20 protein-coding genes and 1 pseudogene are annotated in these 16417 nt (G+C 55.0%); 12 read left to right on the top strand and 9 right to left on the bottom strand.

Features of this window, described 5'->3' with window-relative positions; all coding sequences use genetic code 11:
• Positions 1-208: 208 nt before the first annotated feature.
• Positions 209-820 carry a LysE family translocator gene (locus tag HC757_RS02985; protein ID WP_169562839.1) on the bottom strand — a complete coding sequence of 204 codons (612 nt, stop codon included), beginning with the start codon at positions 818-820 and terminating at the stop codon, positions 209-211.
• A gap of 108 nt (positions 821-928) precedes the next feature.
• Between HC757_RS02985 and HC757_RS02980 the strand changes: the two genes are divergently transcribed.
• From HC757_RS02980 to HC757_RS02970, 3 genes are all read left to right on the top strand, one after another.
• Positions 929-1822, top strand: a complete 894-nt coding sequence (locus HC757_RS02980; RefSeq protein WP_169562838.1) for a LysR family transcriptional regulator — start codon at positions 929-931, stop codon at positions 1820-1822.
• A 122-nt stretch (positions 1823-1944) separates the two neighbouring features.
• On the top strand, positions 1945-2397 hold the full coding sequence (locus HC757_RS02975; protein WP_169562837.1) for a DUF3465 domain-containing protein: 453 nt from the start codon (positions 1945-1947) through the stop codon (positions 2395-2397).
• Between the two features lie 92 nt (positions 2398-2489).
• Complete coding sequence (locus tag HC757_RS02970; protein WP_169562836.1) at positions 2490-2984, top strand: anthrone oxygenase family protein; 495 nt, start codon at positions 2490-2492, stop codon at positions 2982-2984.
• A gap of 225 nt (positions 2985-3209) precedes the next feature.
• On the opposite strand, the gene minE is transcribed toward HC757_RS02970, so the two are convergent.
• From minE to minC, 3 genes are read right to left on the bottom strand one after another with little or no spacing between them, the layout of a single operon-like run.
• A complete protein-coding gene (gene minE / locus HC757_RS02965; RefSeq protein WP_169562835.1) occupies positions 3210-3467 on the bottom strand; it encodes a cell division topological specificity factor MinE in 258 nt (85 codons plus the stop codon).
• A 2-nt stretch (positions 3468-3469) separates the two neighbouring features.
• The gene (gene minD, locus HC757_RS02960) at positions 3470-4279 is read right to left on the bottom strand and encodes a septum site-determining protein MinD (RefSeq protein WP_169562834.1); all 810 of its coding nucleotides are present in this window, start codon (positions 4277-4279) and stop codon (positions 3470-3472) included.
• A 29-nt stretch (positions 4280-4308) separates the two neighbouring features.
• Positions 4309-4974, bottom strand: coding sequence for a septum site-determining protein MinC (gene minC, locus HC757_RS02955; protein WP_169562833.1), 666 nt, complete (start codon positions 4972-4974; stop codon positions 4309-4311).
• Between the two features lie 121 nt (positions 4975-5095).
• Between minC and HC757_RS02950 the strand changes: the two genes are divergently transcribed.
• The 4 genes from HC757_RS02950 (at position 5096) to HC757_RS02935 (ending at position 7630) form a co-directional block, all read left to right on the top strand.
• On the top strand, positions 5096-5386 hold the full coding sequence (locus HC757_RS02950) for a YcgL domain-containing protein (RefSeq protein ID WP_169562832.1): 291 nt from the start codon (positions 5096-5098) through the stop codon (positions 5384-5386).
• Between the two features lie 70 nt (positions 5387-5456).
• Positions 5457-6449: a lytic murein transglycosylase gene (locus tag HC757_RS02945; RefSeq protein WP_169562831.1), complete on the top strand. Its 993-nt coding sequence runs from the start codon at positions 5457-5459 to the stop codon at positions 6447-6449.
• A 111-nt stretch (positions 6450-6560) separates the two neighbouring features.
• The gene (locus HC757_RS02940; protein WP_169562830.1) at positions 6561-7001 is read left to right on the top strand and encodes a YcgN family cysteine cluster protein; all 441 of its coding nucleotides are present in this window, start codon (positions 6561-6563) and stop codon (positions 6999-7001) included.
• A gap of 233 nt (positions 7002-7234) precedes the next feature.
• Complete coding sequence (locus tag HC757_RS02935) at positions 7235-7630, top strand: VOC family protein (RefSeq protein WP_169562829.1); 396 nt, start codon at positions 7235-7237, stop codon at positions 7628-7630.
• A gap of 279 nt (positions 7631-7909) precedes the next feature.
• Here the strand turns inward: HC757_RS02935 and HC757_RS02930 are convergent, their stop codons facing one another.
• Positions 7910-8227, bottom strand: a complete 318-nt coding sequence (locus HC757_RS02930) for a hypothetical protein (RefSeq protein ID WP_169562828.1) — start codon at positions 8225-8227, stop codon at positions 7910-7912.
• Between the two features lie 217 nt (positions 8228-8444).
• On the opposite strand from HC757_RS02930, the gene HC757_RS02925 reads away from it, so the two are divergent.
• The 3 genes from HC757_RS02925 to HC757_RS02915 are packed head-to-tail and all read left to right on the top strand — an operon-like array spanning position 8445 to position 11485.
• Positions 8445-8939 carry a putative 4-hydroxy-4-methyl-2-oxoglutarate aldolase gene (locus HC757_RS02925; RefSeq protein WP_169562827.1) on the top strand — a complete coding sequence of 165 codons (495 nt, stop codon included), beginning with the start codon at positions 8445-8447 and terminating at the stop codon, positions 8937-8939.
• Between the two features lie 42 nt (positions 8940-8981).
• A complete protein-coding gene (locus tag HC757_RS02920) occupies positions 8982-10805 on the top strand; it encodes an AsmA family protein (RefSeq protein ID WP_169562826.1) in 1824 nt (607 codons plus the stop codon).
• The gene (locus tag HC757_RS02915) at positions 10805-11485 is read left to right on the top strand and encodes a BsuPI-related putative proteinase inhibitor (RefSeq protein WP_244623076.1); all 681 of its coding nucleotides are present in this window, start codon (positions 10805-10807) and stop codon (positions 11483-11485) included. The genes HC757_RS02920 and HC757_RS02915 overlap by 1 nt, the downstream gene beginning before the upstream one ends.
• A 98-nt stretch (positions 11486-11583) precedes the next feature.
• On the opposite strand, the gene HC757_RS02910 is transcribed toward HC757_RS02915, so the two are convergent.
• Together HC757_RS02910 and gloB are read right to left on the bottom strand one after the other, a co-directional pair.
• On the bottom strand, positions 11584-13131 hold the full coding sequence (locus HC757_RS02910; protein WP_169562825.1) for a lytic transglycosylase: 1548 nt from the start codon (positions 13129-13131) through the stop codon (positions 11584-11586).
• A gap of 214 nt (positions 13132-13345) precedes the next feature.
• Complete coding sequence (gene gloB, locus HC757_RS02905; protein ID WP_169562824.1) at positions 13346-14122, bottom strand: hydroxyacylglutathione hydrolase; 777 nt, start codon at positions 14120-14122, stop codon at positions 13346-13348.
• Between the two features lie 171 nt (positions 14123-14293).
• Here gloB and HC757_RS02900 point away from each other — a divergent pair, with 171 nt between their 5' ends.
• Both HC757_RS02900 and HC757_RS02895 read left to right on the top strand, forming a co-directional pair.
• Complete coding sequence (locus HC757_RS02900; RefSeq protein WP_342343033.1) at positions 14294-15040, top strand: class I SAM-dependent methyltransferase; 747 nt, start codon at positions 14294-14296, stop codon at positions 15038-15040.
• Positions 15041-15097: 57 nt separating this feature from the next.
• Complete coding sequence (locus HC757_RS02895) at positions 15098-15994, top strand: LysR family transcriptional regulator (protein WP_169562823.1); 897 nt, start codon at positions 15098-15100, stop codon at positions 15992-15994.
• 19 nt (positions 15995-16013) lie between these two features.
• Here HC757_RS02895 and HC757_RS02890 read toward each other — a convergent pair.
• Positions 16014-16283 (bottom strand): annotated as a pseudogene (locus tag HC757_RS02890) (RNase H family protein); the annotation flags it as partial.
• Positions 16284-16298: 15 nt separating this feature from the next.
• On the bottom strand, positions 16299-16417 hold a 119-nt coding region (locus HC757_RS02885; protein WP_342343043.1), incomplete at its 5' end, for an RNase H family protein.

Below are 16417 nucleotides of genomic sequence, written 5' to 3'. Positions count from 1 at the left end.
AAAATAACGCGATGATTCGCGCTATTGTGGCAACAAGAAAGACAGGATATAGGTCCTGCTCCTGCTCTTTCGATTCCACTAAAGCAGGCCTTGCGATATTCCATAGCGCTGTGCGCTTATCGAAGACCCAGGTTAATTCGCATCGCCGGTTAATTAACATTGGGAAGCGGCTGTGGAATGAAACGCGACTGTTGAATGAAACGCGGCTTCACGATTTTATGGCAAGCAAGGCGCCGAAGGCGAGTAAACCGGCGCCACATGCCTGATTTAACCTTTGCTTCATTTTCAGCAAGCGTGCTTGAAGTGCATTGGATGTGAAGAGCATGGCGACGATACAGAACCAGAGCCCGTGCAGTAGCACCATATATAGCCCGTATATGACAGCCGGATGGTAATCACCTGCATCGGGTGAAATCACTTGGCTGAAAATACTCAAGAAAAAGAGCATTGTTTTCGGGTTTAAGAGATTGCACAAGAAACCTTGTGCCAGATATTGCACAGTATTGATATCTGTTGCGTCTGCTTTTACTGAGGTTATCTGAGCACCGCTGGAGAAAATGCCTTTCAACCCCAAATAGATGAGATAGGCCGAACCCGCATATCTGACTAGGCTGAATAGCACCTCATTCTGGGCTATCAAGTAGCTTATGCCGAGCAGCGAATAAGCTATATGAATACAGATGGCGAGACTCACTCCAATGGCCGTCCAGATCCCGGCCTTTCTGCCATGGTTGATACTGTTTTTCAGCACCAAGACAAAATCAGCCCCTGGACTGATGACGATTAACACGCCGAGGACGGCGAGGCTGATGAACTCCATGCATACTCCGAATTTGATCTATGCTGATGTTTGAGTCGCCATTGTATGCATTTTAACGGCTGGCTATAATCGAAATAATTTCAGTCGCTATGTGAGAAAAAGTCACGGATGAGACACCTCAAGGCATTTCACGTTTTTCATGTTGCAGCATCATCGCCGAGTTATACCGAAGCCGCAAACAGATTGAATATCACCCATGGGGCTGTGAGCAAACAGATCAAAGTGCTGGAAAACCACCTCTCTCTGCCCTTGTTTTACAGGCAAGGCCGGAATCTGCACTTGACCCAAGAGGGCGAGTTGCTCAAAGGCTATACGGAGCAGGCTTTTCAAGCCTTGGATGCCGGCGTAAACATGCTGTATCGGATGAAAAATCCCTGTCTCGAAGTGTCCTGCGAGCCAACCTTGACCATGCGCTGGCTGATGCCCAGGTTAGCGGATTTTTATCTAAGTTCAGGGGCCGATGTCAGGTTATCGACAGCCGGAGGCCCAGTCACCCTGGGGACGACTGGCTTGTCGTTGGCGATTCGGCGTGATGATTTTGCGCTGTCCCATGATTATCAAAAGACGCGGTTAGTGGATGAGTGGGTTGGTCCCGTATTTTCGCCTGAATATTGGGAACAGGTGAAACAGGAGCCGGGCAAGATTAAGCTGCTCCATAGCCAGACCAGGCCACAGGCATGGGATGACTGGTCTTCGAGTTACGGCGATACGTTTCTTGCTGGCAATGCCGGCCAGAGCTTTGCGCATTTCTACTTCTGTTTTCAGGCTGCAGTCGATGGCTTGGGGGCCGCAATAGGCTCATATCCATTAGTCGTGGACGATCTGAAAAGAGGTAATCTGATCGCACCATTCGGCTTTATTCCATCCGGACATGATTACATATTACTGAGCCACAACAGAGCGGCGGATCAGCTGGAGCAGAAGTTTACCCATTGGTTACAAGGCGGCTTATCAGCATGTGTACCTACTCGAGTCGAGAGAGAGGGACAGCTGCCTTGCTGAGCGCCTGTGTTACCAAGGGATCCGCGGATTGAAAGCATCGCCCTGGCTCTAGTTTGCTGCATTAGCGGCGACGGGTTGGGGTTGGGAACAGCCAAGCAGATTATGCGGCAACGGGGCCTAGCATGAAAAAATTACTGATTATCCTCTCCCTGGTGACGGGGATCTATCTATGGATGGATGCGGGTCAAAGCCGGCAGCCGGTATTGGTTGGCGACATGCCCTCGACGGCGAGTGCCGTTGCCGATGACGGCGCAATAGAGCGGGCTTTCGAGAACCACCAGAGTCAGCTCCAGGTCGAAGGCATGGGCCTGGTGGTACGGCTGTTGGCGGATGATACCAAGGGGGCCAGGCACCAGAGATTTATCTTACGCCTCCCTTCGGGTCTGACGCTGTTAATAGCCCATAACATAGACTTGGCCGCCAGGATAAACGCGCTGGCCAATGGTGACCGGGTGCAGTTTTACGGTGAGTATGAGTGGAACCGACAGGGCGGGATAGTGCATTGGACCCACAGGGATCCCGATGGGCGTCATGTCGCGGGTTGGCTTAAACATAATGGCAGAACCTATCAATAGCCTTAATGGCGAGCCGGCCCAAAGCCGGACCCATGGCTGCTGGCGTGTGGGTTTAGCCCCTAGGGTAGCAATGCTTGCCGCGGGAGTATGATATGAATTGGGTCGAGACTGTCCTTTTTCCCCTGACTCTGGCCGGGGTGCTGAGCTGTGGCCTGGTTGCCGGGATCTTTTTTGCATTCTCAAACTTTGTCATGGGCGCGCTCGAAAAGATCCAGGCCGAAGCCGGCATGTCCGCCATGCAAGCCATCAATATCACTGTCCTTAACCCATTATTCTTCGGCTGCTTTTTTGGTGCCGCAGTCATTAGCCTGATACTGGGGAGCTTCTCGCTCATCCAATGGCAGCATCCAGGCGCCGTATACTTGCTGCTTGGGAGTCTGGTGTATTTGGGCGGTTGTTTTCTGGTGACTGTTGCGGCCAATGTACCGCTCAATGAGGCGCTAAAAAGAGTCGCTCCCCATCGGCCCGAGTCTGTTGGGTTCTGGCGCGAGTATGTTTGCCGTTGGCGGCGCTGGAATCATCTCAGGACCCTGGCGTCGTTCCTGGCGGCGGCATTCTATGCAATCGGCTTGGCACTGTTAGGCTAAGTGGGCGCAACAAATGCCAAGGTTACGCGAGATAAACGCCAAGCTGGACGAGTTGGCCGGCGGTAAACACTTGTGACTCGGCGCTAGGTGGTGCGCGAAAACAACACGGGGCAAGGCTTTGGCGCCGAATACTTTGCGACGAATACCTTGCGACGAATATGTCGTCCAGTGCGGCGCCGGCAGCGAGACCCACCAATCCCATGTAGGGAGTGGTGGGCGAATGGCTTATCTGTCGGGCAGGGTGACGTTCAGTTCGAGTACCGACAGGTTGTCATCGTTCTGATCCAGCTGCACCGAGACCTGATCTTCAGATATCTGCACATATTTACGGATCACTTCGATAATTTCTTGTTTCATCTGCGGGAAATAATCCGGCGCGCCACGTTCGCCCCTCTGGTGGGCGACTATGATCTGCAGGCGCTCTTTGGCCATTACCGCAGTGCTGGTTTTCTTATTGCTTCTGAAATAGTCGAGTAGAGACATAATTAGCTACCAAATATCCGTTGTAGGAAACCTTTCTTTTCTTCCGTGATGAAACGTACTGGCAAATCTTCGCCGAGCAGGCGCGCAACCGTATCGCTGTAGGCCAGGCCGGCATCGCTTTCCTGATCTATGATCACAGGCACGCCCGAGTTCGATGCCTTGAGCACAGACTGGGATTCGGGGATCACCCCGAGCAGTGGGATCGCCAGGATCTCGCTGACGTCTTCGACGCTGAGCATTTCGCCGCTCTTGACTCTGGTAGGCGAGTAGCGGGTCAGCAGCAAATATTCCTTGATGGGCTCCAGGTTCTGCTCGGCGCGGCGGGACTTGCTCTGCAGCATGCCGAGGATCCTGTCCGAGTCACGCACCGAGCTGACCTCAGGGTTGGTGGTGACTATGGCGATATCGGCAAAATACAGTGCCATCATGGCGCCTTGCTCTATGCCCGCAGGGGAGTCACAGAGGATATAGTCAAATTCTTTGGCCAAATCATCGAGTACCCGACCGACGCCTTCCTTGGTCAGGGCGTCTTTATCCCGGGTCTGGGACGCCGGCAGGACAAACAACTTCTCGCAGCGCTTGTCCTTGATCAGCGCCTGATTCAGGTTGGCTTCACCATTGATGACATTGACGAAGTCGTATACGACTCTGCGTTCACAGCCCATGATGAGATCTAAGTTGCGCAGGCCGATATCGAAATCTATGACCACGGTTTTGTGGCCTTGAAGGGCCAGCCCTGTGGCAATAGCAGCACTCGATGTGGTCTTGCCCACACCGCCTTTACCTGAGGTGACAACAATAATTTGTGCCATGTTTCTTTCTATCCTTTTCTGCCATTAAGTTATAGGGGCAATGATTCGACTATGAGTGACTCGCCCTCGAGGCGGATACAGCCACTCTTCCCAGGGCAGTGCTGTTGCAGATTTTCTGCCAGCCAGTATTGCCCTGCGATAGAAACCAGTTCGGCTTCCATGGACTGGGCTATGATCACAGCATGGCGGTCGCCGCCGGCACCCGCCATGGCTTTACCACGCAGTGCACCGTAAATATGAATGCTACCATCTGCAATGACTTCGGCGCCATTGCCAACGGCACCAAAAATGACTAAATCGCCATCTTTTGCATAGACTTGCTGTCCGGAACGAATGTTTTGCTTCACTATTTTGGTATTTCGGACCTGAGGTGGGGTCACAGGACTCTGTTTGCCGGCCTTGATGCTGGCCAGGCCTTGATCTTTGGCTTGTTGGTTCAACGCCGCAGAGGCGCCCGTGACACCGACAATCACCAACTGCCTGCTGGTCAAGAGTTGTTTCAGGGCGGCGACATCCACCTCTTCACCATCCAGCCCGCTGAGATTGACGACCAGGGGGGCGCCGATAAAAAATTGCGGTGCCTGGGCGAGCTTATGGTCTAACTCGGCGGCGACCGCATCTAAATCCTGATTATTGATGTGCAGTACCGAAAGCGTAAAAGAGGACCCTTTCAACTCGAGACTAGGTTTTGGCATCCCGGCATTATTCTCCAGAAATCATCAGTCGTCCGCTGATTTGCAATTAAATTACGAAGTGACCATGTTATAGTGTGGCCCATTGGCTGGCAAGTTTGATACCGGGGAAATTGATACCATTATGTTATGTGCCGTTTATAAGAGTAGTCGCAGGGCAGATACCTATCTTTTTGTTGGGAAGCGCGATCATTTTGAGGATGTGCCCCAGGCCTTGCTGGAGATGTTCGGTCCGCCAAAGCTGGTGATGCTGCTGCCCCTGTCCAAACGGGATCACCTGGGTATCGCAGATATCGACAGGGTGAGGGCGGAATTGGCCGATAAGGGCTATTACCTGCAGTTACCGCCGCCACAGGTGAATTTGCTCGAAGAGTACAAACAGCAGAATCAGCAAGAGCAGACACAAGCGCATTAGTCTCTGGGGTAACGGGCGCAGGTGACTGGAGAGCCAAGCACACAAGCGTTAGAAATATTTAGGGTGAGTTATGAATTGGAAATTACTTCATAGTGTCATTGTCGGCGCCATCATGTCTCTGCCGGCGATGGCGCAGCCGCAAGCCGACAGGGGCAGCTTCGGCGACTATCTCGATAATTTAAAGAAAGAATCCCTGGCGGCGGGCATACCCAAGACCACGGTTGAGAGTGCCTTTGCGCAGCTTAAGTTATTCAAGAAGGCCATAGCCTCGGATAAGTCGCAGCCCGAGAGCCAGCATACCCTGGAAACCTATCTGCCCCGCGTGGTGCCGGAATGGAAGGTGGAGCAGGCGCGCAGCTTATTCAAGCAGCATAGGGCGGAGCTCACCGCCATAGGCGAGAAATACGGGGTGCAGCCCAGATTCATCGTCGCCCTGTGGGGGGTGGAGTCCAACTTTGGGGCTCTGATGGGCAGCTATCCTGTGTTGTCTGTCACGGCTTCGCTGGCCTATGAAGGCCGGCGTGAGGCCTTCTTCAAGAAAGAGTTTCTCGCGGCATTGAAGATCATGGCGCAGGAAAATATTCCCTTCGAAGAACTCAAGGGCTCCTGGGCCGGCGCCATGGGCCAGACCCAATTTATGCCGACGTCTTATCTGGCCTACGCCCAGGACGGTGACGGCGATGGCAAGAAAGACATTTGGAGCAATCCGAATGATGCCTTCGCCTCGGCCGCTTACTATCTGCAGCAGGCAGGTTGGCAGGCCTCGGAGACCTGGGGCCGCCAGGTACAGGTGCCTTCGAGTCTCGACATGAGTCTGGTGGGGCTGGAGACCAAGAAGTCATTCGCCGCCTGGCAAGCCTTGGGGGTGCGGCGTTACGATGGCAAAGATCTGCCGAACAGAGACGACATGCAGGTGTCTGTCCTGATGCCAGATGGCCAACGGGGACGCAAGTACCTGGTGTATGACAACTACCGGGCGTTGATGAACTGGAATCGCTCCGATTACTTCGGCATCTCAGTGACTTATCTGTCGGAGCGGATCAAGTATCCCGCCATAGATTAGCCATCAGCCTCAGTGTCAGGGATAGTGCCGGACAGAGTGTTGGCTGCCCAGGCACCAATTAGGGTAAAATAAGCCGCAGTAGCGGCTTTTTAATTGAGATTCAGAATACACATGGCGTTTTGGGAACAGAAATCACTGGCAGAGCTAAGCACACAGGAATGGGAATCCCTCTGTGACGGTTGCGGCAAATGTTGTTTGAATAAGTTGATCGACGATGACACGGAGGAACTGCACTACACCAATGCGGCCTGTAAGTTGCTCGATGAGCAAAGCTGCGGCTGCCGGCACTATGATACCCGCTTCCAGCATGTGCCTCAGTGTACCGCCATCACGGCAGACAACATAGCCGAGCTTACCTGGTTGCCGGACAGTTGCGCTTACCGCCGCCTGCATCTGGGACGTGGCCTCGCTGCCTGGCATCCCTTGATCTCGGGTTCGAAAGACGCCATGCACCAGGCCGGAATTTCCGTTCAGGGCAAGGTGGTCAACGAGGAGCGGGTGCGCGACATAGAAGATCATATAGTACTCTGGCCGCTGAAAGATCTCGACTGAGGCTATTCATTCCTCCATAGATGCATATTGTGGCAGTGATCTCTGCCATTCTCCGACCTCAATACGTCATTGTGCCCTGTTCGCCTATCACTTTGGGTTTTCGGATTAGGCTCAAATGAGTTGCCGGCAAGCATATTCTGTTATTGCCAGAAAACCAGGCTAGTATTAATTGGCTCACCGTCACTCAAGGTATGAAAGAATAACGGCAGGAAAGGATCTATTCAGGAGTCAATATGCCACCCGGTTTTTCGCGAGTCGATCATATCCATATTTATGTTACGGATTTAACCGCGGCAGAAAAATGGTACGGGGATAATCTTGGTTTTACCCGGTTGCCGGCATTGGCGCAGTGGGCGTCTGGCGGAGGCCCACTGACCTTAGCCAATGGTTCAGTGCACCTGGCTTTATTCGACTCCAAGACACCACAAGATACCACGGTCGCATTTGGTGTGAATTGCGCCGACTTCCTATGCTGGCAACAGCACCTCAAGAATTGCGGCATTCATTTCAGCAGAGTCGATCATCGCTTGGCATGGTCAATCTACTTCGCCGATCCCGATGGCAATCCGTTTGAAATAACCTCTTATGACTATGCTGAATTAGCCGCAAAATTGGCAGCCGCCACTTGAGCCATGGGGCCATGAGGAGCCAGCCTTGAGGTGCTAGGGTGCTGTATTAGGGAGGCAATAGCCGATGCCTTAAGTTAGGCTAAAGGAAGCCAGGCTGAAGCCCGAGAGGCAGTCGCAACGGCTTAAGCGGGCGGGTATTGCAAGAAGGGCAGGCTCAAACATCCGAGCCTGCACGGGGTAACTCATGACATTCCCCTGATGCTTGAAAAAGAAATGCCAGTGATAAATCAGGGGATTAGTTGCAGCCGTGTACAGTTTACCTGGTTAACAATATCCTTGTTATTTTTGACTCTGGCTCGCCATCACTCCCAACACTTCGGCATACGTCATATTATATTCACGGGATAAGTTTATTATCTTTGTCTTATAGGTTTGGATATTTTCCTGTTGTGCGAGTTGGTGTTTCTTTTCGTCAACCAAGTCGTTTACAGTATCCTGTAATATTAATAAACGCCGCAGGCTGTAGTCGAGTGACTTAATATATTTAGCCATTTGTTGTTTGTTACGTGCTTGTTCAAGATCCGTTGAGAGTTTTTTATCGTATCCATACTCATCGAGGGCGGCTATCGCGCTCTGTAAATCAAGATCTTTAGTCATTGAGGTGTTCGCTTAGTTAAAAATAACCATATACAAGGTTTTTGAATAGGGTCGTGGACTCATCGGGTGTAGGTTAAGCTTATTATAGTGTTTATGCTATCAGGCTCAAAGGCTTTATACACTAACGAGTCGAAAAGAGATATCCAATTTGTCAGAAGGCTTGTCGCCTTGGCCGAGAGTGCGTAATCTAAGATTTTGATTTTGCAGGGAGACAAGCATGTTAGATCTGTTACCGGATTTATTCGATCACAATGAAGCCAGCTTGCAGCTGCTCAGGGGCGATTTTCGTCAGTTTGGCGCCAGAAGGCTTTTCTGGGGTGAGGTAGTGACGGTCAAATGTTTCGAAGATAATTCCAAGGTGAAAGACGTCTTGGCGCAACCTGGCCGTGGTAAGGTGTTGGTGGTCGATGGCGGGGGCTCATCCAGACGGGCCCTGCTCGGCGATATGATAGCCCAATCCGCCGTCGACATGGGCTGGCAAGGGATAGTGATATTCGGCTATGTGCGCGATGTGGCAGCGCTTGCCAGGATGGACATAGGCATCCAGGCCCTCGGCGCCATGCCGATCAAGACGGCGAAACATGGCGTTGGCGAGATAGGTGTTCCCATAGAAATAAATGGCGTGAAGATAACCGCAGGCATGCAGTTATATGCCGACGACAATGGCATTGCCGTCAGCGATAGCGTCTTGGACCTGAGCTTTTTAGGCTAAACTCTTTCGTTAGCAATATGATGATTTAACAAGGATATGGTTATGAAATTGATCAAGTGGCTGTTGGCTATCACTGCGAGCCTGATATTGGCGCTGGTGCTTTACCTGACGGTATTTTTTGACCCGAACGACTTCAAGCCCGAAATCATTGCGGCGGTGAAACAACACACGGGCAGGGAGCTGGCGATAGAGCAAGATCTTTCCTGGACCTTTTTTCCCGCGCTCGGCATCAATCTCGGCGGGATAGCCTTATCCAATCCGGAGGGATTCAAGCCAGCTGCCATGGTGGAGATCGAGGGCGCCGTCGCCGAAGTGGCGCTGATGCCGCTGCTCTCCAAAGAGGTGGAGATAGCTCAGCTCACACTCGAGGGGTTAACCGTCAACCTGGTGACCCGCAAGAATGGCGAGTCGAGCCTGGATGGCCTGGTGGGTGAGTCCAAGACCCGTCAGCCGGCACAGGAAAAGCCCGCGGCCGTGAAGCTGGAGAGCCTGAATATAGGCGGAGTGAGCATAAGTCAGGCACGGGTCAATCTGATCGATGAGGCCAAGGGGCAGACCCAGAGCCTTACTCTGACCCGTTTCAGCCTGGGTAAATTCTCTCTCGACGAGTTCGCCTCCGTTGCCTATGACTTCGATGCCCAGCTGACAGATATGACGCTGCATAGTGAGGGTGAAGGCAAGTTGAAGCTGAGCCGGGATCTGCAGCAAGTGCAGGTGCGCGATTTTAAGGTCGCCAACCTGCTGCAGGGGGCCGGTATTCCCCAGCAAAAACTGACGGCCGAGCTGCTCTTGGATGTGGACCTTGTGCTGGATAAGCAGCAGTTACTCTTGACCCTGAGGGAATTGAGTGCCGGCGATATCCAGGGTTCGGGCCGGGTTGGGGTTAACTATGGCACTAAGGTGCCACAACTGGATGTCACCCTGGCCATGGGCGAGTTGGATCTGGATGCCTGGTTGCCCCAGAGCGAGGCGGATGCCGACAAGGCCGCGACGTCCTCCCCTGCGGCGACAGAGCCGGATCTCAGTGGCCTCAAGCAGCTGGATCTTAAGCTGGCGTTGACAGTGAAAGCCATCAAGCTGGCCAAGGTGCAGACCCAAAATTGGGCAATGACCTTGGCCGTCAACAAGGGCATAGTGGATCTCAAGCAACTGACGGCAGACTTATATCAAGGAAAACTCACCGCCAAGGCCAGGCTCGACGCTCGGCAGAAGGTGGCGAGTTATGAGTTTAACCAGCAGCTTGCCGGAGTACAGGTCAGGCCCTTGTTGATGGATGCCGCCGAGGTAGATCTCCTGTCCGGCAGTGCCAACTTCAGCGTCAAGGGGACGGGCAAGAGCCTGGTGCCGGAAAATATCAAAGCCAATCTGCTGGCGAACGGCAATTTCGAGGTCACGGACGGTTCCCTCTACGGGGTCAATATTCCACAGATGCTCCGTGATGCCCAGGCCAAGCTCAAGGGCGATATGTCGGCCCAGGATAACGCCGAGCGCAAGACAGACTTCTCCAGCCTTGGCGGCAGCTTCACCGTGGCTAAGGCCCTGGTCACCAATCCTGACCTGGCGATGGCGTCCCCCTTGCTGCGACTGGCGGGGGCGGGGACCGCAAACCTTATCAGTGAAGCCCTGGACTACAAGTTGACCACCAGCCTGGTGGGCTCGCTCAAGGGCCAAGGCGGCGAGGGTCAGGATGCGCTGGCGGGGATCGACATTCCCCTGGCCATCACAGGCACCTTTGAAAAACCCGAGTATGCGTTGGATACCCAGGCATTGCTGGGCGGAAAGCTGAAGCAGGAAGCGGCTAAGGCCGAGGAAAAACTCAAAGATAAGCTCAAGGAGTCCTTGCTGAAGAAACTGGGGGGTAAATAATGCGCCAAGTCACAAGTTTATTGCTGTTGTCCCTCGGGCTTGCGGCCTGCAGCTCCCCCTATCAGGGCGAAGACAGGGCCGCGGGGCAACAAACGCCAGCGGCCGTCGAGACTCAGGTCCGGCCCCAGCCAGAGGCTCAGCCTCAGCCAATGACGGCGAGCCAGCCGAGGCCGGCCGGAATAGCCACCGAGCCTCTGGTGAGGCCGCTGCCGCTCGGCATGAATGACACTAGACTCATTACACTCGGGCCACAGCACGCGGCCAAGGGGGAGGACGGCATGGCGCAGGACTTATTCACCGGAGAACTCATCCTGGATTCGGCGTTCGAGCCTAACCAGCCGCTGAAGGTGACCCTGTTGGTGACCAATGTGCAGCGTCATGCCGTTGCCCTGAGGTATAACTCGGGGATGACGGCCGATCTCTGGTTGCTCGATCCCCAGGGGAAGCGGCTCTGGGCCTGGTCGGACGACATGATGTTTACCCAGGCGCTGCGGGACACTGTGATTCAGGCCGGTGGCGTGATTAAGGTCAGATTCCTGATACCCGCCAAGGCCCTGGCCAGGGTGAAGGGAAAAGGTTATTACCTGGAAGCCTATTTTGCCGGCAAGGCGCAGGAGGCGCAGGAGTCACAGCAAGCTACTCTGGCCCCGGTGCGCATGGCCCTGACGCCACCGCACTGAGGATAACCGGGATTGAGCGCGGCAGTATCTGGCGCGCAGCGGACACGAAAACGGCAGCCTGGGCTGCCGTTTTTTTATCCTGGAACTGCGACAGTCCGTCAGACGCTGCCTTTGGTCACATTGACCAAGAGTTTCAACATTTGCCCTGGCTGTATGTAGCGGGCCGAACCCAGGTCGTTCCATTCGATCAAATCGCTCACCCTGACCTTGAAACGACTGGCGATGCGGGCCAGAGAATCGCCGGATTTAACCTTGTAGTTGACTGTCCTTATCACGGCATTCGCGTCATGGGATGAGCCATTCCCCTGGGTCCAGATCACCAGCTTCTGCCCCAATTGCAGCGGGTTCTTGCTGTTGAGGTGATTCCAGCGACTGAGTTGGTCAATCTTGACCTTGTGTGCCCTGGCTATGGTCCACAGCGAGTCACCCGCTTTGACCTTATAGTCGAGCTTGTTGCCCTTGCCGGCGGGCTTATTATTCAGTCGCTGATTCATCGACAGTGTGTACAATTCAGGGTTCTGCGCCGACACAGGGATCAACAGATACTTGCCTGCCACTATGGTGTTGGAGGTCAAGCCGTTGCTCGAGCGAATGGCCGCTATCGTGGTGTTATGACGCTTGGCTATGACCCCTATGCTGTCGCCGGACTTGATCTGATATCTGAGCCAGTTAATTCTGGCGGCCGAGTCTGTGCCTGCCAGTGCCAGTTTAAATTCTTCCGACTTGTCTATGGGCAGCACCAAGGTGTGGGGTCCCTCGGGGGCGGTGGCCCAGCGGTTGAAGCCCGGATTCAGTCGCTGCAGTTCTTCGGTCGACATCTTGGCCAGGCGGGCGGCGAGGGCCAAATCTATCTGACTGTCGGCATCGACCACGGCGATTTGCGGCGCATTGTCTATGGCGGCCAAGGCGATGCCATAATCATCCGCGTGCTTGATGACGTCGGCCAGGGCCAAGAGTTGCGGCACGTAGCGCTTGGTTTCTTTCGGGAGTTTCAGGGACCAGAAGTCTGTCTTCAGGCCCTTACTCTCATTGCGTTTGATGGCGTTCAGAACCCGGCCTTCGCCCGTGTTGTAGGCCGCGATGGCGTACAGCCAATTCTGCCCCGTCTTGTTGTAGAGGTACTCCAGCATATCCAGCGCTGCCGTGGTGGCGGCGGGAACATCGCGACGTCCGTCGTACCACCAGTTCATTTTCAGGCCGAAGTGGCTGGCCATGGGGCTGGTAAATTGCCATAGCCCGGAGGCCGCGCCGTGGGAGTAGGCGAAGGGATCGAAGGAGCTCTCGACTATCGGCAGCAGGGCGAGTTCTATCGGTAACCGGCGTTTTTCCAGTTCTTCGACGATCAAATACAGGAAAGGGGCCGCACGCTCGGACACTATGGCCAGGTGCTGTGGATGCGCTATGTACCAATCCCGGTAGTGGTTGACCAGTTTCTTGTCGGGCACGGCCAGGGTCATATCCTGGCGGATCCGCTCCCAGAGATCTGTGATCTGTTCCGCAACCGCCGGGGTTTCCACCACTGTGGCGGCGACCATTGGCTGCGTCGCCGGCGGGGCCACGACCGGGTTAACCGCTTGGTCGTTCAGTACCTGACAACCACTGAGCAGGGCAAATCCCCCCGCAAAAAAATAAGGTGATACTCGCATCGAAAACGTGAGTCCTCTGTTATTGGCACCGCCTAAAAGCACATATCAGGCCAGTAAGTTATGGGCGCAGTTATTGAGCAAAGCGGCATATTCTAGAGCAAATACGGGTGCATGTCTTTCAAATGTAGCAGAGAAACCAGGGTTATTGGCTGGGAGGCGTCTGGCCGCAGCGACCTAAGCCGCCGCTTTTAAGGGGCTTTTGCTTGGCCTGCGGTTAAAAATTATCTTTCCATTGGCGCAGCAGGGTGAAGGTTTGCAGCTCATCCAAATGAGTGCGGTTGAACTTTTTCTCTATGGCGTCTTGTATATCCTTGCGGAAACAACGCAGGAAAGGATTGATCGCCAGCTCGGTCGACAGCTCAGAGGGAATGGTCGGGATGCCATGCTGGCGGGCCTTGACGACCCACTGCTGGTACTCGCGCAGTTGCGGATTGAGGGGATCGACTGTGAGGGCGAAGGCCAGGTTTGCCTCCGTGTACTCATGGGCACAATAGACCCGGGTGTTCACTGGGAATTGTGCCAGCCGGGTCAGAGAGTGCAGCATCTGGGTGGCGGTGCCTTCGAACAGCCGCCCGCAGCCGCCACTGAACAGGGTATCACCGCAGAATAAGGCGTCCTGGATGAGGTAAGCTATGTGTCCCGAGGTATGTCCAGGCACCCGGATGATGCAGCAGCTGGGCTCTATGAAGGGCAGGTGAATATTCTGATCGCCGGGCAAGGGCTGGTTGACCCCGGGGATCTGTTCGGCCTCGGGACCATAGACGCTCAAGGCCTGTCCATAGTGCGCCTGCAGCTTGGCGATGCCGCCGGTGTGATCTGCATGGTGATGGGTGATGAGTATGCCGGTCAGTGCCAGATCGTGGGCGGCGAGATAGTCGAGCACGGCATCGGCATCGCCAGGGTCGACCACATAGGCCTTGGATGGATCCTGATCCCAAATCAGCCAGATATAATTATCATTGAAGGCGGCAATGCCTGATATATTAAGCATGGTATATTCCTGTAGGTCCAATGCCTTAGGCAGTATTGTGTCGCTGGCGTGTCATGGTCCTGCGTGACCATTCCAGTGTACGCAACACAGTGATTGTTTGTATAGTGCTATCTGCCTGTCACTGGTACGACAATCTGCAAACGTATTCAGGCCGTCAACGAGGAGGCGTGTGTGTCCCATACCAATAATACCAGGAGCCATGCCAAGCCGCAGAGCTGGGCGGCACTGCCAAACGGTGCCCTGTTGCGTCAAAGAGTCATGACCTGTGTCTCGCCATGGTGGCCGAAGATTTTCGGTTATCATCTGCTCAAGCTTGGCCCCCTGAGTGCCCAATTGCCCGGTGAGGGCTGCAGCGTGGCGCATCAGTTTTCCCTCTTCCCGGACAGCGGCGCACAGCTCCAGGGGGACTTTTGCCACTTGCCACTGCAAAATGCCAGCATGGATGCCGTGCTCATGAGTCTGCTGCTGGAGTTCGAGGCCGATCCCTACCGTATCCTGCGGGAAACGGACAGGGTATTGATTTCCGGTGGCTACTTGCTCATCGTCGGCCTCAATCCCCTGAGTCCGGCCTTTATCGGCAAGTTGTTGCCCAAACACAGGGATGAACTGCCCTGGAGCGGCCGTTTCTTCCTGCCGTCCAGAGTCAGGGATTGGCTGGGGTTGTTGGGGTATCAGGTGGTCTGTGATGAACGTTTGCTGTATCACAGCTTGCTGGGGGAGATCCAGGACTCGGGGTTCTGGCAGCAGACGCTCGAGGCCTGGTTGCCCAGTGCCGGCAGCCTGTATCTGATCGTCGCCCGCAAACTGGAGACGCCGCTCACCCCCATAGCCGACAGGCGTAAACGGCGTCAGCCCCAGTGGTCGACGGCGCCCAGCGCAGGTCGCAGTGGCAGGGTGTCTCAACCGAAAGTCAAATGATATTCTTGGCAGAGCCCCATAGACGCATTCGTCTCTTTTCAGGAACCTTTCTTCGCTATGCGCATTACCCTCAAACAGTTGGCCGTGTTCGATGCCGTCGCCAGAATAGGCCAGGTGGCCAAGGCGGCCGAACACCTGAATCTGTCGGCACCCGCCACTTCCATGGCGCTGGCCGAACTGGAAAAACAGCTCAACAGCCGGCTGTTCGAGCGTCTGGGCAATAAGCTGCACCTCAATGCCCAGGGCAGCCTGTTATTGCCCCTGGCCAGCGATCTGCTGCATAGGGTGGCGCAGATAGAAGCGGCATTCAGCAGTCAGGACGGGGAATTGGTGGGGCAGCTCAACGTCAGTGCCAGCTCGACCATAGGCAACTATCTGCTGGCCAAGGCGGCGGTGGCCTTCTGCCAACAGCACCAGGAGAGCCATGTGGAGCTCGACATCAGCAACACCCAGGCGGTGATCCAGGCGGTTGCCGAGTGTCGCAGTGAGTTGGGGTTTATCGAGGGCCATTGCGCCGACAGACGCATCGCCGTCGAACCCTGGCATAGAGACAAGTTGCTGGTCTTCTGCCACCCGGCGCACCCCTTCGCCAACAAGCGGGTGTCACCGGCGGAGGTGACAGGCTTCCCCTGGGTGCTGAGGGAGGAGGGCTCGGGGACCCGTGAACATTTTGTCAATGCCGCCAATGCGCTGGCGATGCAGCCTAAGGTGAAGTTTTGTTTCAATACCCCTGAGGCCATCAAGCTGGCGGTGAAGCAGGGCGCCGGCCTGGGGGTATTGTCCGAACTGACGGTCGAGAAGGAATTGAGCCGCAAGGAGCTGGCGCTGGTCACAGTCGAGGGGCTGGCGCTGGAGCGCAGCTTCTATTTGATCACCCACAAGAGCCGGCACCCGACGCCGTTGGGGCAGGCCTTCATAGGTTTTTGTCAGAATTTTTTCAACATCACGCCCTAGCATGCCAGGCGGGCATGGCTCAGGCCTGATAGCCGGTGTCGGCTTGGGTCGGCGAGGCTTCGGCCGCCTGTCTTGCCAACACATCACAACGCTCATTCTCTGGATGGCCGGCGTGGCCCTTGACCCACTGCCAGTCGACCTTATGCTGTTGTGAGGCGGCATCCAGGCGCTTCCACAGGTCGACATTTTTCACCGGGGTGCGGCTGGCCGTCATCCAGTTTTTCTTCTTCCAGCCATGGATCCACTGGGTGATGCCCTGGCGCATATACTGGCTGTCACTGGTGAGCACTCAGGCAGGCATGGCTCAGGCCTGATAGCCGGTGTCGGCTTGGGTCGGCGAGGCTTCGGCCGCCTGTCTTGCCAACACATCACAACGCTCATTCTCTGGATGGCCGGCGTGGCCCTTGACCCACTGCCAGTCGA

The sequence above is a fragment of the Shewanella salipaludis genome, assembly GCF_012911865.1.
GTDB classification, from domain to species: Bacteria; Pseudomonadota; Gammaproteobacteria; order Enterobacterales; family Shewanellaceae; genus Shewanella; species Shewanella salipaludis.
This window is presented reverse-complemented; position numbering and strand designations above follow the sequence as displayed.

Bases quoted from the DNA above. Each gene is read 5' to 3' on its own strand.
- HC757_RS02945 (WP_169562831.1), top strand. From the start codon at position 5,457: ATGAATTGGAAATTACTTCATAGTGTCATTGTCGGCGCCATCATGTCT.
- HC757_RS02950 (WP_169562832.1), top strand. From the start codon at position 5,096: ATGTTATGTGCCGTTTATAAGAGTAGTCGCAGGGCAGATACCTATCTT.
- HC757_RS02910 (WP_169562825.1), bottom strand. From the start codon at position 13,131: ATGCGAGTATCACCTTATTTTTTTGCGGGGGGATTTGCCCTGCTCAGT.
- HC757_RS02895 (WP_169562823.1), top strand. From the start codon at position 15,098: ATGCGCATTACCCTCAAACAGTTGGCCGTGTTCGATGCCGTCGCCAGA.
- HC757_RS02985 (WP_169562839.1), bottom strand. From the start codon at position 820: ATGGAGTTCATCAGCCTCGCCGTCCTCGGCGTGTTAATCGTCATCAGT.
- minC (WP_169562833.1), bottom strand. From the start codon at position 4,974: ATGCCAAAACCTAGTCTCGAGTTGAAAGGGTCCTCTTTTACGCTTTCG.
- minD (WP_169562834.1), bottom strand. From the start codon at position 4,279: ATGGCACAAATTATTGTTGTCACCTCAGGTAAAGGCGGTGTGGGCAAG.
- gloB (WP_169562824.1), bottom strand. From the start codon at position 14,122: ATGCTTAATATATCAGGCATTGCCGCCTTCAATGATAATTATATCTGG.
- HC757_RS02980 (WP_169562838.1), top strand. From the start codon at position 929: ATGAGACACCTCAAGGCATTTCACGTTTTTCATGTTGCAGCATCATCG.
- HC757_RS02925 (WP_169562827.1), top strand. From the start codon at position 8,445: ATGTTAGATCTGTTACCGGATTTATTCGATCACAATGAAGCCAGCTTG.
- HC757_RS02975 (WP_169562837.1), top strand. From the start codon at position 1,945: ATGAAAAAATTACTGATTATCCTCTCCCTGGTGACGGGGATCTATCTA.
- HC757_RS02920 (WP_169562826.1), top strand. From the start codon at position 8,982: ATGAAATTGATCAAGTGGCTGTTGGCTATCACTGCGAGCCTGATATTG.
- HC757_RS02935 (WP_169562829.1), top strand. From the start codon at position 7,235: ATGCCACCCGGTTTTTCGCGAGTCGATCATATCCATATTTATGTTACG.
- HC757_RS02970 (WP_169562836.1), top strand. From the start codon at position 2,490: ATGAATTGGGTCGAGACTGTCCTTTTTCCCCTGACTCTGGCCGGGGTG.
- HC757_RS02930 (WP_169562828.1), bottom strand. From the start codon at position 8,227: ATGACTAAAGATCTTGATTTACAGAGCGCGATAGCCGCCCTCGATGAG.
- HC757_RS02915 (WP_244623076.1), top strand. From the start codon at position 10,805: ATGCGCCAAGTCACAAGTTTATTGCTGTTGTCCCTCGGGCTTGCGGCC.
- minE (WP_169562835.1), bottom strand. From the start codon at position 3,467: ATGTCTCTACTCGACTATTTCAGAAGCAATAAGAAAACCAGCACTGCG.
- HC757_RS02940 (WP_169562830.1), top strand. From the start codon at position 6,561: ATGGCGTTTTGGGAACAGAAATCACTGGCAGAGCTAAGCACACAGGAA.